This is a genomic window from Pedobacter sp. Leaf41 (assembly GCF_001422545.1).
Lineage (GTDB): Bacteria > Bacteroidota > Bacteroidia > Sphingobacteriales > Sphingobacteriaceae > Pedobacter.
Genome location: NZ_LMLE01000001.1, coordinates 89,331 through 114,793, shown reverse-complemented (window position 1 = coordinate 114,793; position 25,463 = coordinate 89,331). Strand labels below are relative to the sequence as shown.

Below are 25,463 nucleotides of genomic sequence, written 5' to 3'. Positions count from 1 at the left end.
TGCTTGGATATTTATTTTCTGCCTAGTAAAAGAATTGTACCTTTGCGGCGTCACTAATAAGTTACGTAATGAGTAAAACCACTAGAAAGCAAGATGCGCTTGATTACCACTCGCAAGGCCGTCCGGGAAAGATACAAGTAGTACCTACAAAACCTACAAATTCGCAAAGAGACTTAACTCTTGCCTATTCTCCAGGCGTTGCAGAGCCATGTTTAAAAATTGCTGAGAATACAGAAGATGTTTATAAATATACCGCAAAAGGGAATCTTGTTGCGGTAATTAGTAATGGTACAGCCGTTTTAGGCTTAGGCGATATCGGTCCGGAAGCTGGGAAACCAGTAATGGAAGGCAAAGGTTTGCTATTTAAAATTTTTGCTGATATTGATGTATTTGATTTAGAGTTAGACACTAAAAATGTTGATGATTTTGTTAAAATCGTTAAAGCTTTAGAGCCAACATTTGGTGGTGTTAACTTAGAAGATATTAAAGCGCCAGAATGTTTCGAAATCGAGCGTCGCTTGAAAGAGGAAATGAACATTCCGGTGATGCATGATGACCAACACGGTACGGCAATTATTTCTGCTGCTGCATTGTTAAACGCCTGCGAAATCATCAAGAAAAAAATGGACAAGATTAAAATTGTGGTTAACGGTGCTGGCGCCGCTGCAATTTCTTGTACTAAGTTATATGTTTCTTTAGGTGCTAAAAAAGAGAACATCGTGATGTGCGACCGTTCTGGCGTAATCCGTAAAGACCGTGAAAAGCTCGACGCGATTAAAGCTGAGTTTGCTACTGACAGAAAAATCGACACTTTGGCCGAAGCCATGAAAGATTCTGATGTTTTCATCGGATTATCTTCTGCTGATTGTGTAACTGTTGAGATGTTAAACTCGATGGCAAAAAACCCAATCGTGTTTGCAATGGCAAATCCGAATCCGGAAATTGCTTACGAATTGGCGATTAAAACGCGTAAAGATATCATTATGGCTACTGGCCGTTCTGATTATCCTAACCAGGTAAACAACGTTTTAGGATTTCCATATATTTTCCGCGGCGCGCTTGATGTTCGTGCAACAAGCATTAACGAACCCATGAAAATTGCTGCCGTTAAAGCAATTGCCGAATTGGCAAAGAAATCGGTTCCTGAGGCGGTAAATTTGGCTTACAATGCCCGTAACCTTAAATTTGGCAAGGAATATATCATTCCGAAACCTGTAGATTTTAGGTTGATTACGGAGGTTTCTACGGCAGTAGCTAAGGCAGCAATTGAAAGTGGCGTAGCCCGTAAAATCATCACTGATTGGGATGCTTATAACGAAGAATTAAGAAAGCGTTTAGGATTGGACGATGCCATTATGCGTTCGATTACAACCAAAGCTAAAATGGACCCTAAACGGGTAGTCTTTGCTGAGGCAGACAACTATAAAATTTTAAAAGCTGCTCAAATTGTAAAGGATGATAATATTGCTATTCCTATCTTGTTGGGAAATAGAGAAAAAATTCAGGCCATTATTGATGAACACGCTTTGGAATTGGAAGGTGTAGAAATCATCGACCAAATGCAGAATCCCGAAAAAACGAAACTATACGCGGAATCACTGTACAAAAAACGTCAACGTAAAGGGATTTCATTAAACGATGCTACAAAATTATTGAGAGACCGTAATTATTACGGTGCATCGATGGTAGAATTTGGCGAAGCTGATGCTATGATTTCTGGTTTAACAAAAGATTACGGATCGACCATTAAACCTGCTTTACGCGTTATTGGTGTAGATCCAAGTGTAAAACGTGTGGCAGGAATGTACATGATGATGACTAAAAAAGGTCCGATCTTTTTTGGTGATACCACCGTTAACGTAGATCCGACTGCAGAAGAATTGGTAGATATTACGCTATTGCTGGATAAATCGGTAAAACAATTCAACATTAAACCTCGTATTGCATTATTATCGTATTCTAACTTTGGTTCGAATGATGGTGTAACGCCAAACAAGGTTAGAGAAACGGCCAGATTACTTCACAAAAACCATCCAGAAGTGGTGGTTGATGGAGAAATGCAAGGAAACTTTGCCATTAATAACGATTTATTAAAAGAAAATTTCCCATTTAGCACTCTAGCTAAAGAGCCTGCAAATACGTTGGTTTTCCCCAATTTAGAATCGGGTAACATTGCTTACAAACTATTACAGGAACTTGGAGGTGCAGAAGCTGTTGGTCCTATTTTACTTGGATTAAACAAACCTGTTCATATTGTTCAGTTAGGAAGTTCGGTGCGAGAAATCGTAAATATGGTTACTATTGCAGTAGTAGATGTTCAGGCTAAAGAAGAAATTGCAGATTCATCAAAACGAAAAGGTATATTTACAAAAACAAACAAAAAATAAACAGATTTCGGATGCTCACGGGTTTGGTCTAAAACTACAAGATCATGCTATTAAATCTAAAATCGTAAACTGTAAATCGAAATGTACGCCTATATTGATGGTAAATTGACGTTCAAAAACCCGGCATATGTTGTGGTTGAAGCCGGAGGTATAGGCTATCATATTAACATTTCTTTAAACACATATAGCGCTTTGGGCGATGCAGAAAGGTGCAAATTGTACACTTGGCTACATGTGAAAGAAGATGCACATACATTATACGGCTTCGCCGATGAGGGCGAACGCCGTTTATTTTTACACCTCATATCCGTATCAGGAATTGGACCCAATACAGGAAGAATGATCTTATCTTCCATTACTCCAATTGAAATTCAAACAGCAATCGTTAAAGCCGATTATCCTCTAATACAGCGTATTAAGGGTTTAGGCGCAAAAACAGCGCAACGTTTGGTATTGGAATTACAAGACAAGCTTAAAAAAGAAGGCGCAGATTCATTAATTTCTATGCCTCAATACAATACAGTGAAAGATGAAGCGTTATCTGCATTGGTAATGCTCGGATTCGCCAAACAAACAGCCGAAAAAACTATTGATCAGATTTTAAAAGGGACAGAAGGAACACTTTCGGTAGAGCAACTAATTAAACAAGCTTTAAAAAATTTATAGATCTAACGGCCTTTGAAGAGAATTTCTACACTCCTATTTCTCATCCCACTTTTCTTATTTGCTACTAAAAACGCCTTCTCTCAAGCTGTTCCGGGCAAAGCTGATACAGCTACGCTTAAAAATAACTTTGGCTTACGCGAAAAACAACTCCTTGGTTTAGGTTCATCAACCAATCCTTTTTATCCATTACCCAATAATGTTAAAAGGCTTGTAGAATACGATGCAAAAAACAAAAGATACATTGTTAAAGAACTCATTGGCGACAAATACGTTACGCAAACGCAGTACTTAACAATTGATGAATACTCACGTTTAGTAAATAGCGAAATTAAGAGGGGTAACTGGAGAAGTATTTCCAATGCAGAGGTTAGCGATTACCGTAATACAGGCATCATTCCGAAAATTCAGGTGAATAGTAAAGCCTTCGAAAAACTTTTCGGTGGAACTACAATTGATATTCAACCTCGTGGTGAAGCAGAATTAACTTTCCTCGGTCGGATAAATAAAAACGAAAATCCGCTTTTCAACGAACGTCAGCGTGTACAAACCAATTTTGATTTTAACCAAAGAATTCAAATGGATTTGGTTGGAAACATTGGTACAAAACTTAAAATAAGAAGCAATTACAATACTGAAGCCCAATTCGATTTTGAAAACCAAATTAAACTGGATTATACGGGCGGTGCCGATGATATCATCAAAAAAATTGAAGCAGGTAATGTGAGCTTGCCTTTAAATACCTCATTAATTACAGGTACGCAAGCACTTTTTGGTCTAAAAACGCAATTACAATTTGGTAAACTTAGCGTAACAAGTGTTTACACACAACAAAAGTCAGAATCGAGAGAGCTTCGTATTACAAATGGTGCGCAACAAAATGAATTTAGGGTAAGTGCAGATAGTTATGAAGCGAATAAACACTTCTTTTTAGCGCAGTATTTTCGCAACAATTACAACAAACATTTAGCAAATGCACCTATTATAACCTCTCCTATTCAAATTACTAAGATAGAGGTTTGGATTACCAATAAAGCGGGATCAACAACCGATTCGAGAGATGTTTTGGGTTTATTGGATTTGGGCGAAAATCAACCTTATAACAATACTTTGCTTACCGGTGGAACTTCGGGTTTACCTGCCGGGTCTACGGCAACAGGTTTCCCACAGCAATCAAACAACTTAGTTGCGCAATTAAATACTTTTCAGGGTGGGGCGGCCAGATTTACCAATTCCAATGCCGTTATTTCATTCTTCCAATCTACCGGCGTTACCGATAACTTTGCTAAACTTACTTACGCCAGAAAATTAACCGAACGGGAGTTTACTTTCCAGCCTCAATTGGGTTACATCTCTTTAAATAACCCCCTAAACGGAGATGAAGTTTTGGCGGTTGCCTATCGTTATACCTACAATGGCGTAGAATATCAGGTGGGTGAATTTTCTACCGATGTAAGTTTCGATGCAGCGAATCCTAAGGTACTTTACGCAAAATTGCTTAAGAACGATATCAACAAAATCAATTTGCCAACTTGGGATTTGATGATGAAAAACATCTATTCCATTGGTGGATACCAGATTAGTCCGGTAAATTTTAAACTGGATATTTTTAGGATTGATAACGAAACTGGTGTAGAAAAACCCATCATGACTGAAGGGCAAAATACAGCCAATAAACAGTGGATTGCCTTAACTGAATTTGATAGATTAAATCAACAGAACGAAAGAAAACCTGATGGGATTTTCGATTTTGTGGCCGCCAATAATGCATTCGGCTCGTACTTTTCATCCAGCAGCCAAAACCTAAACAGTCCGTTTGGATCAAACCTTTCGAGCACAGGTTTAGCCGCCTTAGCCAACAACACCAATACCGGTTACATCACCATCGATCCGGCAAATGGTAGAATTATTTTTCCGTTAATAGAACCTTTTGGGAAGGATTTAGCTTCGAAATTTTCGCCAAGCGAGCAAGCGTTAATTGATAAATATACCTTTACCGCACTTTACGACTCGACGCAAACCATAGCCAAGCAGCTTTTTCAAAATCAAAACAGATACATTTTAAAAGGTAATTATCAATCAGAAATTTCGTCGGAGTTCAGCTTAAATGCAATCAATGTTCCTGAAGGTTCGGTAAAGGTTTTTGCGGGTACAATGCCTTTAACTGAAGGTGTTGATTTTACTGTTGATTATCAGGGTGGAAGAGTAAGTATCATTAATCAGGCTTTGCTTACTTCTGGCCAGCCAATAAGAATTACAACCGAAAACAACGAATTATTTGGACTTCAACAACGGTCGCTTTTTGGAACGCGTTTAGATTATCGTGTAAATAACAAGCTGAATTTGGGTGGTACAATCATGAACCTGACTGAAAAGCCGCTTACGCAAAAAGTAAATTTAGGCGAAGAACCTATTTCCAACACCATTTGGGGTGCAGATATTAATTACAGTTCGCCATCAAGATTTTTAACAAAATTAGTAGACAAGCTGCCGTTTTTATCTACTAAAGCACCGTCAAGTGTTAATTTTTACGGCGAGTATGCTCAACTTATTCCTGGCCACCCGAGGGCTTTAAACTTTGCTGGTAGCAGAAATGGAGTAAGTTACCTGGACGATTTTGAAGCATCGCGATCAATTATCGATTTGAAAAGCGCTATCTCCTGGCAACTTTCAGGAACGCCACAAGATTTCGCTGAATCGCAATTGGTTGATAATTTAGAATATGGATACAACAGAGCGAGAATCGCTTTTTATAATATCGATCCTACGTTCTATAATTCGGCAGCATCTACTACTCCAGCAAACATCAGGAATAACAGAAACGAACTTTCTAACCACTACGTAAGGGAAGTGATTGAGCAGGAGGTGTTCCCATTCAAAGAAACCGCAACCGGACAGGCATTAAACATCACTACTTTGGATGTGGCTTATTATCCAACCGTTCGTGGTCCTTACAACTATGTAACTACTGGCTTTCAGCCCGACGGAAGGTTTATTGCTCCAAGAACAAAATGGGGTGGTTTCCAACGTAAAATCGAGACCAATGATTTTGAAGCCTTAAACGTAGGTTTTATCGAATTTTGGGTGCTTGATCCATTCATTTATAACAAATCAAATACCGCCGGTGGCGATCTTTTCTTCAATCTTGGTAATATTTCAGAAGATATTTTAAAAGACGGACGGAAATCATTGGAAAATGGTTTGCCCGCAGGCGAAGACCCATCTAAATATGATGTAACCAATTGGGGAAGAGTACCCAAATTACAACCGGTAATCCAGGCTTTCGATAACGATCCAGATGCCAGAAGGGCGCAAGATGTGGGTTTAGATGGTTTATCAGATGCGAATGAAAAAACAAAGTTTGCCACAGCCATCAATCAAATCAAAGCACAATTAAATGGCACCGCAGCAGCACTTATCGATGCCGATCCATCATCAGATAACTATACCTATTTCAGAGGTCCGCAATTGGACGCCATTAATGCTGGCATTTTGAAGCGTTACGAGAAATATAATGGTCCAGAAGGAAACTCAAAAACTTCACAACAATCTCAGGAAGAACTCGGCATCGAAAATTCTGCATCAACAGCATTGCCTGATGGTGAAGATATCAATCGCGACAACAACATGACGCAGAGCGATGAGTACTTTCAATACAAAGTTTCTATGCGCCAGAACGATTTAGTGGTAGGCCAGAATTTTGTTACGGACAAAGTTACCTCGCAGGTTAAGCTGGCAAACGGAAATACGCAGGCTGCAACCTGGTATCAGTTCCGTGTACCAATCTCCCAATATCAAAAGAGAGTGGGGAACATTCAGGATTTCAAATCCATTCGTTTTTTCAGAATGTTTATGACAAACTTTGCTGATACGACCATTTTGCGTTTCGCTAAACTGCAGTTAATTCGTGGTGAGTGGAGAGAATTCAATGCCAAAAACGAAGCCGATGAAGTAATTGTTGATCCATCGTTACCGGCTTTAACTCCAGATAATTCTACCATCGAGGTTTCTACCGTAAATATTGAAGAAAACGGTAAACGTTCTCCAATCCCTTATGTTACGCCTCCGGGCATTTTGCGTGAGCGTGATTACTCTAACTACAGGGGCGATACCCGTTTAAATGAACAATCGCTTTCGGTAACGGTAAAAAACTTACGTGATGGTTACGGGCGCTCGGCATTTAAAACCGCTTACAGCGACTTCAGATCGTATAAGCGTTTAGAAATGTTTGTCCATGCAGAGGCAGTAAATAATCAGATATTAAATGATAGAGATGTTGCGGCGTTTTTAAGAATCGGTACAGACAATCAGGACAACTACTACGAATATGTAATGCCGTTGAAGGTTACGCAGCCAGGCACAAGCGATCCGGATGCGATATGGCCAGAAGCCAACCGGATGGATATTGATTTAACCTTATTTCAAAATGCCAAACTTGCCCGAAACGTAGCAAAACAAAGCAGTGGACAGCCATGGCCAATTAACGTTCCGTTTACTTACACTGATGGCGACAGAACCATTGTAGTTAAAGGCCAGCCAGACATGAGTAAAGTAAGGGTTTACATGTTGGGTGTTAAAAATCCGTTACGTGGTTTAGCCAATGCAGAAGCTGATGACGGTTTGGATAAAAATGCTTTGATTTGGTTTAATGAGATGCGTTTAACGGAATTTGATGAACGCGGTGGTTGGGCAGCAACAGCCAGATTGAACCTAAAACTAGCAGATTTTGCTGATGTTAATATTTCTGGAAGTAAATCAACGATTGGTTTCGGAACCATTGATTCGAAAGTGAGCGAACGTAACCGGGCAGATAATGTGCTGCTGGATGTATCATCGGCGGTTGAATTAGGTAAATTTTTGCCGCAAAAATCGGGTGTGAAGATTCCGATGTTTGTAAACTATTCGAAACAGGTATCTACGCCGCAGTTTAATCCGCGTACACCAGATATCGAACTCAAAAATGCACTCGATCAATCTACAAAAGCGCAAAAAGATTCTATTTTAAACTTCTCGCAGGATTATACCATTCGTAGAGGAATTAACTTTACCAATGTACGCAAGGAACGCATTAACAATAGCAAACCTGTTCGCCTTTGGGATATTGAAAACTTTGCGGTGAGTTATGCATTCACTGAATATAACCACCGCGATTTCATCAATCAAAGCAGTATTCAGAATACCTACAGAGGCTCGCTTCAATATAGCTATGCCAAAGAAGCGAAAACTTATGCTCCTTTCGAAAAGATTATTAAATCGAATATGTTGGCGCTGGTTCGCGATTTTAACTTCAGCATTTTCCCTAGCGCCATTAATTTTAGGATAGATGTTGATCGGTTATATTCGGAAAATACTTTAAGGAATAACGACCCTAACAATTCCATCCCAATTTATCAGAATGGGTTTGGAACTACATTCAACAAAAACTTTAGAATGAGCAGAATTTATGGCATTGCCTGGAATTTAACCCGTTCATTACAGCTCGACTTTAATGCCACGAACTACTCCATCATTGATGAACCAGATGGAAGATTAGAAGGTTTGAAACGCGATACCGTTTGGCAAAACTTAAAACGATTAGGCCGTACAACTGATTATAACCACAACTTAAATGTAACTTACAACCTGCCAATTGATAAAATTCCTGGCATGAATTGGGTAACTGTTAAAACACGTTACGGAACCAACTTTAACTGGCAAACCGAACCATTATCTACCCTTTTGGATCCAAATATCAACTTAGGAAACACTATCCAAAACAGCAGAAATCTTCAGGTTAACCCAAGTTTGAATTTGGTTACGCTTTACAACAAATTTGGGTTCATCAGAAATGCAGGGAGCAATCAAGATGGCGCAAAAGTTAAAAACTTCTTCATCAATTTATTAACCAGCGTTAAAAATTTAAATGCCAATTACGTTCAAACCAAAGGAATATTTTTGCCAGGTTACTTACCAACTACAAAATATTTTGGAATTGATAATGCAACTGGCGCTCCTGGTTTAGGGTTTGCTTTTGGTAGTCAACGCGATATTCGTGATATGGCCTTAAACAATGGGTGGTTAACTACCGATACTTTGCAAACGCAACTATATGTAAATACATTAAGAGAGGATTTGCAGTTTACTGGCCAGATAGAACCTTTTAAAGATTTGCGCATTACATTAAGAGCAAACAAAGCGCAGACCCGAAATTTTTCTACCAACTTTAGATACGAAGCCAGCGTAGGTTCATTTGAAAATTTGAGTGCTATCACTACCGGTGATTATAGCATTTCATACATCGCATTGGGAACGGCCTTTAAAGAAAAAAATTCGAGCATCATCTCTACTTTGTTTAACCAGTTTATGGCAAACAGGATTATTGTTTCCAGAAGGCTGGGTGCACAAAATCCAAATTCTGGCGCACAAACGGCTGGTTATGCTGATGGCTATAGTAAGGAAAGTCAGGATGTAATTATTTCGGCTTTTATGGCGGCATATACCGGAAAAGATCCTGGTAAAATGAAGCTCAATGCTTTCCCTCGTATTCCGCTGCCAAACTGGACCTTAACCTACAATGGTTTAACAAGAATCCCTTTCATTGCCGATAAATTTTCTTCTGTAGATATTCGTCATGGTTATCGTTCAGCCTATAATATCAATGGTTTTAATTCCTTGTTGAGGTATGAAGAAAGTAATGGTTTCTCTGTAAATAGAGATGCAAATAATAATTTCTTGCCAGAATATCAGTTTGCCCAAGTAACCATTTCTGAATATTTTTCTCCATTGATTGGTGTAGATACCCGTTTTAAAAATAACCTGACCGCAACTTTTGAGTTGAACAGATCGAGGTTGTTAGGCTTAAGTTTGGCTAATAGTCAATTGGCTCAGCTTTCTGAAAACAATATGGTTTTAGGTTTGGGTTACCGGACCAATAAATTCCGTTTTCCATTTGGGTGGTTTAAGAGCCTAAAAATGGATAATAACATGGACTTTAAATTGGATGTAGCCATTCGTGACAACAAAACGGTTATTTATCGTGCCGATGTAACTGAAGCTGAAATTTCATCTGGAGCGAAGAACATTACTTTAAGACCTAGTGTTGATTACGTGTTGAATCAAAAATTCAACATCAAATTATTTTACGATTCAAACATTACAAAGCCTTATACTTCGCAAACGTTTAATACTGCCTTTAGCAATTTCGGCTTCAGTTTGAGATTTACATTGAATTAGAAGAAATCATTCTGATCAAGGATGATATTTCAAAAATAAATAGCAATACCTATTGAAAAAAACTTCGATATAAAGGAATGGAGCCATACAATTGTATGGCTACCATTGCTTCTTAGAATGCCTTTAGGCTCCATACCAGCTAATTAATCTCTTACACGCAACAATCATAAATCTTAGAATTTGTAGTTGTAATTAGTCGAAACAAAACAATCTGGCTAAATTCTTGTTCATTTCATTCAAATGGAAAATAATAATACAGCTATCCCTAAAATTATGGGACTGGATGAGCAGGAAATTAAAGCACTTGAATTGATAGCAGAAGGTTTGACCTATAGTGAAATTAGCCAAAAACTCAACTTAAACGAGAATAAAATTGAATCTATAAGGAAAAACCTGATGGTTAAAACGAAAACAAAGAACAGCGCTTCATTAGTGTCGTTTGCTTATAAGTACGGTTTGCTTAAGGTATAATAAAAGCCTCTCAAATTTTTGAAAAGGCTTTTAAAATATTTGGTTAGAAAAAACGCTCTGCTATAAGCATAGCAAAGCGTTACTATTTAATCTATCGTCCCGAATAAATTAACATTACAAACTTATCAAGTTTTGTTTATTCGCCAAATAGCCTTTTTGGGCCATTAACATTCTATTTTATCATTAGTTTAGGGCACATTAGCCAGATACTTATCACTTCGAATATCAGGTAAAGTCAGCATAGCAAAGTTCTTGGCTAAAATTACGTTTCAGCGTATTGCTAACAATAGCATAATAATTATGTGCAGTATTTCCCATCAAAAGGATTATCTATATTACTTTTACAGATGATTTTCTTAAATAATAAAAGCCCCGGAAACAAGATTATCCACGAGATAAAATACTGTACTCTACACCGCAACCAGCATAATTCGAACTGAAGATTTTGGCGCTATGTTGATCTGCGATTTCTTCCCTTTTTAAGGATGAGCAGAGTGCGATACCTCTAGCATTTAACATGGAATTTCCTAAATTCGTACGTGGTAGAGCGAACTATTCATAAAGGATTTGACGATTGAAAGGTGACAATTTGATTTCAAAGGGTTAAAAGATTTTACACAAAATACTCCGGTTAAATGAAATTAATTTTGATGTTCTATAAAAATTGACTGTGACGGCAATGCAAAACTTGATAACGTAGAGAGATATACTGTAAAAGGTAGGTGAAAAAAGCGATCCAAACTGCTAATACTAAAAAAGCCACCCTATCTTAGAGTGGCTTTTCAAAATTAGTTTTGTCTTTCTTTATGGAGATTGTAGGTCTCGTGTATCTGCTCGTCGATGCGAAGCAATTTCAAAATTACCTTGGCCGGAACAGGTTCATCGATATCCCACTTCCAGAAAATGTGGTCAGGCACATGTTCGAAATTAATTACCTGATTCCCCGATCTCAGTTTCCAATAGTATACGGTACTGGTAAGTGGTTGCTTTTCTTCGAGATAAAATACCTTCTTTTCAATATCAGAGATTGTTACCTTGTCAGTATCAACAGGCAAAAGTTTCAAAGTTTGCTCATGGTGCTTTGCTTTAATACCTTTAGGGACATAAATAGCTGAAATTAAAGTTAGTGGCAATAAGAATATTGCTGATGCAATGAGAATGTGTTTGGTTTTCATTTTTAAAAATTCAATATTGAAATTGTGACTCAAAATTGAGCAGAAATTACAAATGCATCAATAGTACAATAAGGCTATTAATTGAAACCCTAAAAGGTGGAAAGCTGTTAAAATATACACCACTAAATCAGGCCATTAAGTAATCTATCATATCAGCAGCAGCCGGATCCGATGAGCCTCTTCAGTTCGTTTTATAGTGATTACAAATTCTTATTTCTTTACAATGATCAGGCTACTATCGGCTAACCTAATTTGACTCAAACGCGGTTATTACGCGTGCATAAGAGTTGATGTTTCGCAACTATCGATATCTCAACCGGGGCACTTAATGCTGAATAAATAAAAGTTATTTTGGAGTCGTTGCTAATGGTTAAACTAAATTGTATTTTTGAGGCACTGGCAAACATATAGATACGAAGAAACGGAAAGATGTTTTTGCAACAAGTTGTGCAATACGTATAGAATTAGACAAATTTTTCATAATCAATAACTTACATTATAATGAATTTTCCATCAGAATTAAAATACACTAAAGACCACGAGTGGGTTAAGGTTGAAGGCAATGAAGCTTTTATCGGCATTACTGATTTCGCACAACGCGAATTAGGCGATATCGTTTATGTTGACATCAACAACGTAGGCTCTGAAGTAACTAAAGAAGAAGTTTTCGGTACAGTTGAAGCAGTAAAAACAGTTTCAGATTTATATATGCCGGTAACAGGTACTGTTTTAGAAATCAATTCAGAATTAAATGATAATCCAGAATTGGTGAATAGCGATCCTTATGGTAAAGGTTGGATGGTTAAAGTTTCATTATCTGATTTAGCTGAAGTAGAAGAATTATTGACTGCAGAAGCTTACCAAGCTTTAGTAGGCGCTTAATTTATCATATTTTGTACGAAGCACTGAAACGACAAAAATGGGCCATCTTCTGGACAATTGTTGTCTTGGTGCTTTGTAATATCAAATTACCCGATTCGGAAGGAGATGGATTTTTCTTCAAAGGTTTTGATAAAATGGCCCACCTGGGCTTTTTCTTTGTACTTTCTGTATTATTATTTTATGGGAAGATAAAATATCAAAATAATTATGGTTTTAGAACGTTAACCATTTTTAAAATCATTTTGATTAATGCCATTATCGGCGGTACCATCGAAATATTACAGTGGAAACTCTTCACCTATCGCTCGGCAGAATGGTGGGATTTTGGCTGCGATATGTTAGGCGCTTTGATGGCCGTATTCAGTTACATATTACTTCACAAATTAAATCTTAATGAAAAAAATACTTAGTTTATTCATAGTTGGTGCATGCTTAAGCTTAAGTGGCTGCAGTATTTTTAAAAAAGGTTGTAACTGTCCGAAAGTTTATCATAAAACTTATCCTTCTCAAATTAGATAAATTCTATCGCTCGATTATCTCTCACAGCTACATCCCACCTGCTGTATTTAAAATGTTACCAAGCATTTAACACATCTTAACCAAACCTTTTAAACTTCGCTTAGTCTGATAGCTTAGTTTTGTATTAATATCTAATTTTTTCTAATGAAAAAAAACGTTCAAAGAGCAGTTTTTATTGTTCTTATCTTTTGCGGTTACCTCGCTCAAGCTCAAAATACCGGTGCTATTACTGGCAAAGTAGTCAGTGCTAAAGATAAAAAACCAGTTGATTACGCAACCATTGCGGTTAGAAGTTTAAAAGATTCGGCAGTTGTGGCTTCTGGCCAAAGCGATCCCGATGGAACGTTTAGCTTTAAAGCCATCGCCCCAGGAAAATACCGCATTTACGCAGCCTTTTTAGGGTTAAAAACGGCCACCAAAGATATTGAAGTGGCCAAAACTACTGTTAATGCAGGCGAAATTGCCATGACTGATGATGGACTTGACTTAAAAGATGTAAATGTAACGGCAAGTATCCCTGTAGTTGTTAAAACCGATACCTTAGAATTTGATGCTAAATCAATTAAAGTTAGAGAAAATGCCGTAGTGGAAGATGTGTTAAAGAAACTCCCTGGAGTGGAAGTGGCAAAAGATGGAAGTATTAAAGCACAAGGTGAAACGGTTACCAAGGTTAAGGTAGATGGTAAAGAGTTTTTCGGAAGCGACCCACTTTTGGCTACAAAAAACCTCCCTGCGGATATGGTCGATAAAATTCAAGTGATTGATGAAATGTCAGAACAATCGCAATTTTCGGGCGTTGATGATGGTACCCGAAGCAAGATCTTGAACATCACTACCAAAGCTGGAATGAAAAAAGGTTATTTTGGTAATAGCAGCATCGGTTATGGAACCAATGAAAGATATGATGCCAATATTAACGTAAACAAGTTTGATAACGACCAACAATTCAGCGTAATTGGGCAATTTAATAATGTAAACAAACAAAGCTTTGGCCAGGGTAACGGCGCTGGAAATGGTTTTGGCGGCGGTGGCCGTGGCAACTTTGGCGGTGGCGGTAGTGGCGCCGGTAGTGGAGGTATTACCAACACCAATGCTGGCGGTTTAAACTTTGCCGATACCTATAAAGATGGAACCCAAATTCAGGGAAGTTACTTTTTTAACCGATCGGATGTATCCAACCAGCAAACCAGTTTTACCCAAAACTTATTGGGAAATTCGATTACTACCGTTAACAATACGGCAGATAACAATACCGATCGAATCAATCACAGGTTTAATTTCATGATTGATACCAAGCTGGATTCATCAACAACAATTAAGATTCAGCCAAATGTATCTTTCACAGAATCTGATGCAACGAACTTAAGTACTTACAACAGAAATTTAATCGCTACTTCAACCACTGGAGATCAGCGTTATATTAGCAATTCGACCACGCCAAACATTGCAAATAATTTATTGATTCGTAAGAAATTCAAAAGACGTGGCAGAACGATATCATTAAACGTAAATACCAGCATCAATAACAATGATGCAGATACTTACAATTATATCTCTGAAAGTAACACGGTGAATAATGTTACTACTCCATCACTTATTGATCAGTTGAATAAAGTAAATAGCAATTCGATTAATAACACGGCAAGAGTAGTTTACACCGAACCGCTTTCTAAAACAACAAGCCTGGAGCTAAATTACCAAAATGGCTATGCTCATGATAATCAAGGCAGACAAGTTCTGGATTTTAACTCTGCAAGCGGACAATATGATTTAGTTAATTTAGATTACACCAACATTTACGAAAACCAAACTTTAACAAATGCTGCAGGCGTAAGTTATACCACGAATGAGAAAAAATACAATTGGAATATCGGCTTAGCCGCTCAACAAACCAACCGTGTAAACACCAATGTGACCACTGGTATGGTTAGAACTCAAAATTTTATTAATTTAACGCCTTCAGCTAACTTCAGATACAACTTTAGTAATGCCAGAAGATTAAATATACGATACAGAGGAAACACACAACAGCCAAGTATCAATCAAATTCAACCAATTCCTGATAATACCAATACGCAAAGTGTATTTGTGGGTAACCCTTTATTGAAACCAGCTTTTAATAATAATTTAACCATTAATTATAATAATTTCGACTTTGCAAAAAGCAGAATGTTTTTTGCCTATATCAATTTAAGCCAAACCTTCAACGCTATTGGAAACAGTAGTCAATTGGTTACTGACCAAAGTGATGTGGACTTTGGTAAAATCAGAACTACCTATGTAAATGTTGATGGTGTTTATTCGGGTACTGGAAGCGTAAATGTGGGTTTACCACTTCTCCCTGAACGTAAATTAAATTTGAATGCATCGTTAAATGCAAATTACAACCGAAACGTAAACTTTACTACAGCCAATAACAACCCTGCAGATTTAGTAAGAAATATTACCAATACTTACGCATTAACAAATCGTTACAGTTTGGTAACCAATTTTGATAAGTTTGATTTAACCGGAGGTATTTCTGGAACATACAACAGGGCCACGTATTCGGCTAATCCTGGTCAAACCACAAACTTTTATACGCTAAACCCGAGTTTCGATATTAGTTATGTATTCCCTGGAAATATCCGTTTGGCTATTGATTTGGATTATATTAAAAATACTGGTCGTGGCGAAGGTTACAATACCGAATTTACATTGGTAAACTCCTACATCAGTCGCCAGTTTTTTAAAAATAGAGGGACTTTCAAAGTTGCGGTAAATGATGCTTTTAACCAGAATCAAGGTATTAGCAGAACAGCTACCAACAATACCATTACCGATTTAAATTATAATGTTTTAAAAAGATATTTTATGTTCTCGTTTACTTACTCATTAACCCGCATCGGCGGAAGAAATATGAGTGGCGATATGCAGATGCCAAACCAAGGCGGAGGCGGCGGTCAGCGAATGAGAATGTAAGCTTAAAAATTTATTTAAAGTCTCGGTTGATTAGCCGAGACTTTTTTTTAGTTTGAATTTATAACTGTTAAATCAACAGTTATGTATTTCAATTGTTACTTAAACCAAATAAACCTTTAATATCGTTGTTAGTCTCTATTTTTAAACCAGGAAACTAACCGAATGAAACAACTCTTTACCCTAATTTTTATTTTATTTTCTTGCTATGCCTTTGCCCAAAACAATGGTTCTGTCAGTGGGCGGGTACTTCAATCAAAAGATAAAAAACCTATAGATTATGCTTCTTTAGCCGTTAAAAATCTGTCAGACTCAAGCATGGTTGGTGCGGTGAGTACTACTGAAGATGGAAAATTTATTTTGAAGGGGCTTAAACCTGGCAACTACCGGATATTTGCAGCCTTTCTGGGCTTGAAAAACACGACAAAAGATTTCGCGATTACAGCTGACAGACCGACTGCTGATGTTGGAGATATTATTTTAGAAGGCGGGGCGATTGATCTTCAAACCGTTGAGATTAAGGCGGAGGTTCCACCGATTGTGGTAAAAAAGGATACGCTGGAATTTAATGCCAGCTCGTTTAAAGTAGTGGAAAATGCAGTGGTAGAAGATTTACTAAAAAAGCTTCCAGGTGTTGAGGTAGACAAGGCAGGAACCGTAAAAGCACAGGGGGAAACCATTACTAAAGTACGGGTAGATGGAAAAGAATTTTTTGGCAACGATCCACTATTGGCCACCAAAAACTTACCCGCCGATATGATTGATAAAATTCAGATTATAGATGAACTTTCTGATCAGGCCCAATTTACAGGAATTGATGATGGAACACGAACCAAGATCATTAACATCACCACTCGAAAAGACAAGAAAAATGGCTACTTCGGAAATACCACAGCTGGTTATGGCTCAGACGATCGATATGATATCAATGCCAATATCAACCATTTTGATCAGGATAGAAAGCTAAGCGTAATTGCTCAATTCAATAACGTAAATAAACAAAACTTCGGTGGCGGCTTAGGCGGTGGAAATGGTGGTAATAATGGAGGCAGAGGTGGCATAACCGATACAAAGGCTGCAGGTTTCAATTACAACGATACTTATTCCGATCAAACAGAAGTAAGCGTGAACTACTTTGTTAATAAATCTGAAAATCTAATATTGAGGAACAGTGTTACCCAAAACTTTCTGGGTGATGTAACCACAATATTCAATAACAATCAAACGAATAATTCAGAGCGATTGAACCACCGTTTGGGTTTCATGGTTGATACCAAAATCGACTCACTTACTTCATTAAGGATCCAACCTAACATCAGTTATACTAATAACGAATCCTTAAATTTTAGTGAATATACCCGGGATTATAATACTTACCGCATTAATGGCTCACAAACATTAACCAATCACGGAACATCTCCTTCCATTAGTAATAACATTTTGCTAAGAAAAAAATTCATGCGTCGCGGCAGAACATTATCATTAAATTTAAATACCAACATTAACAACAACGACAGTGAAAACTACAATGATAATCCTGAGACGAGAATTGAAGGAACGGTAGCCACTCAAAAACGCACCAACCAGTTAAACGATCAGGAAAGTGAATCCATCAACCAAAATACACGTTTGGTATACACCGAACCATTGAGCAACACATTAAGTTTCGAGCTGAATTATCAAAACGGATATAACCACAACACATCCGATCGGTTTACATACAATTTCAATCCTGCAACACTACAATACGATTTGCTCGATCAAACTTTTAGTAATTCTTATGAGAATACCATTTTAACCAACACCGCGGGGTTTAGTATCAATAAATCAGCAAAAAAATACAATTGGAATGCGGGTATGGCAGTCCAAAATACCGATCGAACGAACAACAACATTACCCGTGGATTTATATTAAAGCAGAATGTATTTAACTATACGCCATCGGCTATGTTTAGGTATAACTTTAGCAACAGCAAAAGGTTGGTTTTCAATTACCGGGGAAGAACCAATCAGCCTAGTATACAGCAATTGCAACCGATTCCCAACAATACCAATACCCAAAATATTCCAGTCGGCAACCCCGATTTAAGGCCTGAATTTGATAATACATTGAGAATTGCCTACAACACCTTCACTGTGGGCAAAAATAGATCGCTTTTTGTAAATATCAATCTTACCCAAACCTCAAATAAAATAGCCAACAGCAGCAGTTTAATTCAAAGTGGACCAGATCAAGGTAAGCTCTCCATTACACCAGTAAACGTAAACGGCGTGTATGCAGGCAGTGTATCTTCATCACTAAGTCTCCCTTTAATGAGCGAGAATAAACTTAACTTCCACATTAACGTTTCAGGTAATTTCGATCGGGATGTAAACTTTACCAATTCATTAAGAAATATCACCAACAGCTGGTCAATCACCAACGGTTACCGCCTGGTTTCTAATTTGGATAAGCTTGATTTAACGGCTGGTGTTAATGGTTCAATCAACCGTGCTACCTATTCTGTTCAACCAAATTCGAACACCCGTTTCTATACCTTCAGTCCAAATGTAAGTGTAAGTTATCTTTTCCCTGGGGATATCCGCTGGTCTGTAGATGCCGATTATAATCAGAATACCGGTCGCGGAGAAGCCTTTGACACTCATTTCACTTTGATAAATTCTTACATTAGCAAACAGTTCTTTAAAAACCGCGGTACTTTCAAAACTGCTGTAAATGATTTGTTAAATGAAAATCAGGGTATAAGCAGAACGGCAAACAACAACACTATACAAGACGTAAGCTTTAATGTGCTTAAACGATATTTCATGTTTTCATTTACTTACTCGCTTAATAGAATGGGTGGCAAAAATCGAATCAAAGGAAATGAAGGTGGCGGAGGCCGACGGCGTGGAGGTGAAGGAGGCTTTAGCGGCGGCCGACAACGTAATTAATCATTATTTAGTAAAACAACATTTTTAACAGCAATGTTAACAGTCGTTATTTGGAATAAATCTAAAGAAAGGGTAACTTGCGCCTCAATTCAGCACATGAATAACCTAAGAGTAAAGGGATGATAAAGATCAAAAACTCGAAGGCTACGAAATACGAGTAAACAAGATCATACAATGAAACTTTCAAATCTAAAAGTAGGCGAAAAGGGCACTATCATTTCATTTACAGATCTCGATTTATCTGTTAAATTGATGGAAATGGGTTGCTTGCCTGGCGAGGTTGTAGAAGTAGAACGCTTTGCTCCGCTCGGCGATCCGATGGCTATTCGAGTTGCTGGATATCAGTTATGTTTGCGCAAAAGCGAAGCTGATGTTATTATCATTCAATAAATAAGCTGGTTTGGATATTAAAGTTGCATTAGTTGGTAATCCCAATACAGGTAAATCTACACTCTTTAACCGTTTAACGGGGTTAAATCAAAAAATCGGAAACTTTCCAGGCATTACTGTTGATAAAAAAACAGGATTTATGAAAATGCTTGATGGTAAACAGGCCGAAATTATCGATTTGCCTGGAACCTATAGCTTATATCCGAAAAGCAGCGATGAAAGTATCGTTTTTCAGGTACTGGCCGATAAAGAAAACAGTAGTCATCCGGATGTTATTGTGCTTATCGCTGACTCCTCAAACCTAAAACGCAACATGCTGTTGTACTCGCAGGTGGCCGATTTGGGTATTCCAATAGTCCTGGCGTTGAACATGATTGATCTTGCCGAAAAACAAGGTATCAGTATTGATTTAAATAAGCTTGCAGAAAAATTAGGCATCCAGGTAGTATCCATTTCTGCAAGGAATAATATTGGTATCGACCGTTTGAAACAAGCTATTGGCAATACCACTAAAATTGCCACACAATTTCAGGATGTTGATGTGAACAGTTTAGCGCCTGCCGCAATCAACGCCATAAAATCGAAATTGAATTCTGATAACGATTACTTTGCCTTGCAGGTGTTGCATCAACACGAATATCTAACGTTCTTCAGCCCTCAGGAACAAGAAGAAATTGAAAATATAGAACAATCGCACCATTTTGAATCGTCGAAAATTCAGGCAGCAGAAACCGTTGTTCGCTACCAACATTTGAGTAAAATTCTATCAGATGTAGTAACGGATAGCGGCAGGGCGCAAAAATTTTCTTTTAGCGATAAACTCGATGCAGTTTTAACCCACAAAGTTTGGGGTTTTGCCATTTTTCTACTGATCCTCTTTGTGATTTTTAACGCCATATTTGCGTGGTCGGCCTACCCGATGGATTGGATTGAAAGCGGTTTTGGTTTCATCACTGAACTCGGTCACAAATATCTACCGGCAGGCATGCTTACCGATTTAGTGCTCGATGGAATTATTGCTGGCTTAGGTGGAATATTCGTATTCATACCTCAAATTGCTATACTTTTTGCCTTTATTTCCATTTTAGAAGATACAGGCTACATGGCTCGTGTTACTTTCATGATGGATAAAATCATGAGCAAAGTGGGCTTGAATGGTAAATCAGTAGTTCCAATGATAGGTGGTTTGGCCTGCGCAGTGCCTTCCATTATGGCCGCCCGAAATATCGAAAACTGGAAAGATAGAATGATTACCATTATGGTTACGCCATTGGTAAGTTGCTCGGCAAGGTTACCAGTCTACATTCTAATTATCTCGTTAATTATCCCTTCAGAGAATGTGTTAGGTATCTTCAACATGCAAGGTTTAGCACTAATGATCATGTATTTGGTCGGCATCATTGCAGCGGTGTTGGTTGCCTGGGTAATGAAAATCATCATTAAAACGAAAGAGCGGTCTTACTTCATCATGGAACTGCCCATTTACCGAATGCCAAGGTGGAAAAACGTTTTCTATACCATGTATGAGAAGTCGAAAACCTTTGTAATCGAAGCCGGGAAAGTGATTATTGCTATTTCTATTATCCTTTGGGTAATGGCAACATTTGGCCCAGGCGATCGCTTCGAAAACATTGATAAAAAATACGAATCAGCACTAGCAGATACGACTAAAAACACAACCCATATTGAAACATTAATCGCAACAGAAAAGCTCGAAAACTCTTATGTGGGCATTCTTGGGCATTGTATCGAACCTGCCATTCGTCCACTCGGTTACGATTGGAAAATCGGTATTGGGCTAATCACATCATTTGCCGCCCGCGAAGCTTTTGTAGGTACCATGGCTACCATTTATAGCGTTGACGGTGGCGATGAAGATACCTCTACTATCCGCGAACGCATGGCCGCATCAAAAAACACACGAACTAACTTGCCGGTTTATACTTTTGCAACTGGCGTATCGCTGATGTTGTTTTACGCTTTCGCAATGCAATGCATGAGTACCGTGGCTATTGTTTACCGCGAAACCAAGGGCTGGAAATGGCCTATCATTCAGTTGGTTTACATGACAGCCATGGCCTACTTTGCTGCACTCCTTGCTTATCAGTTGTTGAAATAGAAAGAAGCCCCACCCAACCTCCCCCGAGGGGAGGAGCCTAAAGCGTTCATATTCATTTTGATGTTTTACTTTAAGATAAATCTTTGCTTTGGGTTATAGCTAATCACTATCGTTTCCCTCTCTTCGGGAGAGGGACAGTACTACCCAAGCCCAATTACAAAACTTTCAGAGGGAGAGGCTACTTTTAGCCCAACTCGATCTGCCTTTTAATGCTTTCTTCCAAAGAAATTAGCGTTTCTGTCCGTTGAATTCCATTAACCGCCTGAATTTCTTCGTTAAGCACATGGCGTAAATGATTCGTATCCCTACAAATAATTTTCGCGAACATACTATAAGATCCAGTGGTATAATGTAATTCTACCACCTCTTTGATTTTACTCAATTGAGCAACAGCATCCTTATATTGTATTCCCTTCTCCAGGTAAATTCCTAAAAAAGCACAAATATCGTAACCCGCCTTCTGTGGATCTATAATCAGATGAGAGCCTTTTATAATGCCCATCTCCTGCAATTTCTTCATTCTAACGTGGATTGTACCCCCAGATACGATTAAATCCTTGGCAATTTCCGTATAAGGTTTCGTAGCATCTTGCATTAACTGTTTCAATATATCAATATCGAGGTTGTCAATTTCTAAATTGGAATTGTCTTTTTTAAGCATATTTTTGAATTATGATAAGCGAATTTACGAATATTTATCAAAATTATAAAAATAAAATTAAATGTTTAAAATATTTGCAAGGTATTGAGAGTTCCTTTACATTTGTATCAAGCAATTAACAAAAAGGGAACGTTCTTTCACAATTGCTGAACATAATGTAGGGTGGTGAAACAGGCAGACACACCTCCTTGTCTCGGTGGCGGAGAATAATGGGAAAACCAGCAATGGCTAACCACTCCTTGAAGGTTCGATTCCTTCCCCTACAGCGACTTAGTTCAAAGTCATTAGTCAGTAGTCTTTAGACTCAGTACTTTCGACTCCAGACTGATGACTAAAATGTTGGGTGGTGAAATTGGCAGACACGCCTCCTTGTCTCGGTGGTGGGGAATAATGGGACAAACGCAGTTTATTGGGTTGACCACAATTAATTTTTTGAACTGTAGCTAACTACCCCTTGAAGGTTCGACTCCTTCCCCAACAGCATTTTTTATGAATAATAAGTTAGTTAATCGAGCAATCCTGGATAGGTTGCTCTTTTTCTTTTTTAGACGGTTTAGGTCGAAGTCGCCTTTATCTTTATCCGGTGCCAACATTAATATAGAGTTAATATTCAAATATTTCCTATATTTCGATGTATTGTAAGTGTTATACCACATTAATGAAAAAGAAAATCCAAATAAAAGATATAGCAAACGAATTAAATATATCCATCACTACCGTTTCTTTCGTGATCAATGGCAAAGCTCAAGAAAAAAATATAAGCAAGGCTGTTACTAAAAAGGTACTTGATCTAGTCGAAAAATGGGGCTACCAGCCCAATACCCTTGCAAAGAGCTTGCGTACCGGAAAAACAAATGTAATTGGTTTTCTTGTCGACGATATTTCTGAACCTTTCTTTTCCCGTATAGCGCATCACTTAGACCAGAAAGCCTCTGAAAACGGATACAAGATTCTTTTCAGCAGTACCCACAACAGTTATGAAAAGGCTATCGAACTACTCCAGATATTTCGCGATCGGCACGTGGACGGATACATTATGGCTTTGCCAGAGGGATTTGAAGCGGAAACTAAAAAACTAATAGAAACCAATACGCCGGTTGTACTTTTTGATCGCTATGTACAGGAACTTCAAACAGATTACGTGGTGATAGATAATGCAGGGGCAACCTTTAACGCTACACAACACCTGATCAATAACGGCTATCAAAATATTGGCTTTGTAACACTCGAAACAGATTTACAACAAATGGTTGATCGGTTAGCGGGTTATGAAAAAGCCATGGAGGAACACAAGCTTCCCGCTACTATCAAAAAGGTGAAATATCAACGTTCCGAATTAACTTCGATCGAACAAATGACAGCATTTTTTTCTTCGGAAAAGCAGCTTGATGCAGTAATTTTCTCTGCCAATTACATTTGCCTTGATGGCTTGCGAACGCTGAAACAAATGGAAATCTCACCTGCGTTAAAACCTGCTTTGCTATCTTTTGATGATTTTGAGCTTCTCGAATTTTATACGCCACCTATAACTGCAGTTGCGCAGCCTGTACAGGAAATTGCCGAAAGCCTAATGAAAATATTGCTTTCGAAACTAGAGTCGAAAGAACAGGAATCAGCTTTTAAGCAGATTGTGTTATCAACCAAATTAATCGAACGGGAATCTACTCTTCCAAAAAACCAGCATAAAAAAAGGGAATAAGTTCTATCTTATTCCCTTTTTTTATGCTGATGATTGACAACCTAAACGGTCATTACATCCTTTTCCTTTGCTTCTGCATGTTTATCAACTTTAATGATATAAGCATCAGTTAATTTTTGTACTTCGGCTTCACCTGACTTTATTTCATCGTCAGATACACCTTCTCCTTTTAACTTTTGTATTTTGGTATTGGCATCTTTGCGAATGTTACGAACGGTTATCCGTCCACGTTCTGCCTCTTCCTTTACTTTTTTAACCAGGTCTTTTCTGCGTTCCTCAGTTAATGGTGGTACAACTAAACGAATTACAATACCATCATTTTGAGGGTTGATACCGATGTTAGCTACCTGAATAGCTTTTTCTATTGGCACTAATAACGATTTTTCCCAAGGCTGAATCACAATCGTTCTGGCATCAGGTGTATTAATGCTAGATACTTGAGACAAGGCGGTAGAAGCACCATAATAATCTACAAAAATACCATCAAGCATTCCTGCAGAAGCCTTACCAGCTCTAATTTTAGTTAATTCCGATTCGCAATGATCGATAGCCTTATCCATAGCAGATTGGGCATCCATTAATTGCAATTGTATGAGTTCGTTCATAATATGTGTATTTCTACAAAAATAATAATTTAAGCTTTATTTCACCAAAGTACCAATGGGTTCTCCATTAGCAATTTTCATGAAATTACCGTGTTTATTCATATCAAACACAATAATAGGAACCTGGTTTTCTTCACATAAAGTAAAGGCAGTCATATCCATTACATTTAACCCTTTAGCATATACTTCTCTAAACGATATTTCATCGTATTTAGTCGCTAAAGGGTCCTTTTCAGGATCTGCAGTATAAATTCCGTCAACTCGTGTTCCTTTTAAAACTGCGTCTGCCTTAATCTCTATTGCCCTTAACGCTGCAGCAGAATCGGTCGTGAAGTATGGATTGCCTGTTCCGGCTCCAAAAATAACTACCCTACCTTTTTCCAAATGGCGCACCGCTCTACGGCGGATAAATGGCTCACAAATTTGTTCCATTTTAATTGCAGTAAGCAAACGCGTTTTTATGCCCACTTTCTCCAAGGCATCTTGCAATGCCATAGAGTTGATCACTGTAGCCAGCATCCCCATATAATCGGCCTGGGCTCTGTCCATACCGCTTTTTTCAGCACTTAAACCTCTAAAAATATTCCCACCTCCAATTACGATTGCAATTTCTAAACCTTTATCGTGTACTGTTTTTATATCTTCAGCATATTGCTTAACACGCTCATTGTCAATACCGTATTGTTTTTCGCCCATTAGCGATTCGCCGCTGAGCTTTAGTAGGATGCGTTTGTACTTCATGACCTCAAAAATATCAACAATTTTTTAATACCAAGCAATTGTTTCTA

General features: G+C 38.0%; 15 protein-coding genes and 2 tRNA genes. 13 read left to right on the top strand and 4 right to left on the bottom strand.

The features are described 5' to 3' along the window. Positions 1-68 precede the first annotated feature (68 nt). The 4 genes from ASE92_RS00455 to ASE92_RS00440 all read left to right on the top strand — a co-directional run bounded on the left by ASE92_RS00455 (position 69) and on the right by ASE92_RS00440 (position 10,733). Positions 69-2,387, top strand: coding sequence for an NADP-dependent malic enzyme (locus ASE92_RS00455; protein ID WP_056848157.1), 2,319 nt, complete (start codon positions 69-71; stop codon positions 2,385-2,387). Between the two features lie 81 nt (positions 2,388-2,468). Continuing rightward, positions 2,469-3,053, top strand: coding sequence for a Holliday junction branch migration protein RuvA (gene ruvA / locus ASE92_RS00450; RefSeq protein WP_056848156.1), 585 nt, complete (start codon positions 2,469-2,471; stop codon positions 3,051-3,053). 12 nt (positions 3,054-3,065) lie between these two features. Further along, a complete protein-coding gene (gene sprA / locus ASE92_RS00445; protein ID WP_056848155.1) occupies positions 3,066-10,262 on the top strand; it encodes a cell surface protein SprA in 7,197 nt (2,398 codons plus the stop codon). A gap of 240 nt (positions 10,263-10,502) precedes the next feature. Beyond that, positions 10,503-10,733 (top strand): response regulator transcription factor, encoded by a 231-nt coding sequence (locus ASE92_RS00440; protein ID WP_056848154.1) that lies wholly within the window; start codon positions 10,503-10,505, stop codon positions 10,731-10,733. Between the two features lie 788 nt (positions 10,734-11,521). Here the strand turns inward: ASE92_RS00440 and ASE92_RS00435 are convergent. Next, positions 11,522-11,908: a hypothetical protein gene (locus tag ASE92_RS00435; RefSeq protein ID WP_056848153.1), complete on the bottom strand. Its 387-nt coding sequence runs from the start codon at positions 11,906-11,908 to the stop codon at positions 11,522-11,524. Between the two features lie 501 nt (positions 11,909-12,409). On the opposite strand from ASE92_RS00435, the gene gcvH reads away from it, so the two are divergent. From gcvH to feoB, 6 genes are all read left to right on the top strand, one after another. After that, positions 12,410-12,790, top strand: coding sequence for a glycine cleavage system protein GcvH (gene gcvH / locus ASE92_RS00430; protein ID WP_056848152.1), 381 nt, complete (start codon positions 12,410-12,412; stop codon positions 12,788-12,790). Positions 12,791-12,801: 11 nt separating this feature from the next. Further along, on the top strand, positions 12,802-13,200 hold the full coding sequence (locus ASE92_RS00425; RefSeq protein ID WP_056848151.1) for a VanZ family protein: 399 nt from the start codon (positions 12,802-12,804) through the stop codon (positions 13,198-13,200). A 253-nt stretch (positions 13,201-13,453) separates the two neighbouring features. Continuing rightward, positions 13,454-16,270, top strand: a complete 2,817-nt coding sequence (locus tag ASE92_RS00420; RefSeq protein WP_056848150.1) for an outer membrane beta-barrel family protein — start codon at positions 13,454-13,456, stop codon at positions 16,268-16,270. Positions 16,271-16,432: 162 nt separating this feature from the next. Further along, positions 16,433-19,201: an outer membrane beta-barrel family protein gene (locus ASE92_RS00415; protein WP_056848149.1), complete on the top strand. Its 2,769-nt coding sequence runs from the start codon at positions 16,433-16,435 to the stop codon at positions 19,199-19,201. Positions 19,202-19,375: 174 nt separating this feature from the next. Next, entirely contained in the window at positions 19,376-19,591 is a 216-nt protein-coding gene (locus ASE92_RS00410) for a FeoA family protein (RefSeq protein WP_010600239.1), read from the top strand. 10 nt (positions 19,592-19,601) lie between these two features. After that, positions 19,602-21,710, top strand: a complete 2,109-nt coding sequence (feoB, locus tag ASE92_RS00405) for a ferrous iron transport protein B (protein WP_082454864.1) — start codon at positions 19,602-19,604, stop codon at positions 21,708-21,710. Positions 21,711-21,894: 184 nt separating this feature from the next. On the opposite strand, the gene ASE92_RS00400 is transcribed toward feoB, so the two are convergent. Then, a complete protein-coding gene (locus tag ASE92_RS00400) occupies positions 21,895-22,371 on the bottom strand; it encodes an Lrp/AsnC ligand binding domain-containing protein (protein ID WP_056848148.1) in 477 nt (158 codons plus the stop codon). 156 nt (positions 22,372-22,527) lie between these two features. On the opposite strand from ASE92_RS00400, the gene ASE92_RS21020 reads away from it, so the two are divergent. From ASE92_RS21020 to ASE92_RS00390, 3 genes are all read left to right on the top strand, one after another. Further along, positions 22,528-22,637: transfer RNA gene (locus ASE92_RS21020), tRNA-Asp, on the top strand. 71 nt (positions 22,638-22,708) lie between these two features. Further along, a tRNA-Asp gene (locus ASE92_RS21015) sits at positions 22,709-22,852 on the top strand. A 177-nt stretch (positions 22,853-23,029) separates the two neighbouring features. Beyond that, entirely contained in the window at positions 23,030-24,070 is a 1,041-nt protein-coding gene (locus tag ASE92_RS00390) for a LacI family DNA-binding transcriptional regulator (RefSeq protein ID WP_056848146.1), read from the top strand. A 41-nt stretch (positions 24,071-24,111) separates the two neighbouring features. Here ASE92_RS00390 and frr read toward each other — a convergent pair whose 3' ends face one another. Beyond that, the gene (gene frr / locus ASE92_RS00385; protein WP_056848145.1) at positions 24,112-24,675 is read right to left on the bottom strand and encodes a ribosome recycling factor; all 564 of its coding nucleotides are present in this window, start codon (positions 24,673-24,675) and stop codon (positions 24,112-24,114) included. 36 nt (positions 24,676-24,711) lie between these two features. After that, complete coding sequence (pyrH, locus tag ASE92_RS00380) at positions 24,712-25,416, bottom strand: UMP kinase (protein WP_056848144.1); 705 nt, start codon at positions 25,414-25,416, stop codon at positions 24,712-24,714. Positions 25,417-25,463 lie beyond the last annotated feature (47 nt).

What these genes read in the sequence shown, in the direction of transcription:
- ASE92_RS00455 (WP_056848157.1), top strand. Translation starts at nt 69, where the DNA reads ATGAGTAAAACCACTAGAAAGCAAGATGCGCTTGATTACCACTCGCAA.
- ruvA (WP_056848156.1), top strand. Translation starts at nt 2,469, where the DNA reads ATGTACGCCTATATTGATGGTAAATTGACGTTCAAAAACCCGGCATAT.
- ASE92_RS00440 (WP_056848154.1), top strand. Translation starts at nt 10,503, where the DNA reads ATGGAAAATAATAATACAGCTATCCCTAAAATTATGGGACTGGATGAG.
- ASE92_RS00435 (WP_056848153.1), bottom strand. Translation starts at nt 11,908, where the DNA reads ATGAAAACCAAACACATTCTCATTGCATCAGCAATATTCTTATTGCCA.
- gcvH (WP_056848152.1), top strand. Translation starts at nt 12,410, where the DNA reads ATGAATTTTCCATCAGAATTAAAATACACTAAAGACCACGAGTGGGTT.
- ASE92_RS00420 (WP_056848150.1), top strand. Translation starts at nt 13,454, where the DNA reads ATGAAAAAAAACGTTCAAAGAGCAGTTTTTATTGTTCTTATCTTTTGC.
- ASE92_RS00415 (WP_056848149.1), top strand. Translation starts at nt 16,433, where the DNA reads ATGAAACAACTCTTTACCCTAATTTTTATTTTATTTTCTTGCTATGCC.
- ASE92_RS00410 (WP_010600239.1), top strand. Translation starts at nt 19,376, where the DNA reads ATGAAACTTTCAAATCTAAAAGTAGGCGAAAAGGGCACTATCATTTCA.
- ASE92_RS00400 (WP_056848148.1), bottom strand. Translation starts at nt 22,371, where the DNA reads ATGCTTAAAAAAGACAATTCCAATTTAGAAATTGACAACCTCGATATT.
- ASE92_RS00390 (WP_056848146.1), top strand. Translation starts at nt 23,030, where the DNA reads ATGAAAAAGAAAATCCAAATAAAAGATATAGCAAACGAATTAAATATA.
- frr (WP_056848145.1), bottom strand. Translation starts at nt 24,675, where the DNA reads ATGAACGAACTCATACAATTGCAATTAATGGATGCCCAATCTGCTATG.
- pyrH (WP_056848144.1), bottom strand. Translation starts at nt 25,416, where the DNA reads ATGAAGTACAAACGCATCCTACTAAAGCTCAGCGGCGAATCGCTAATG.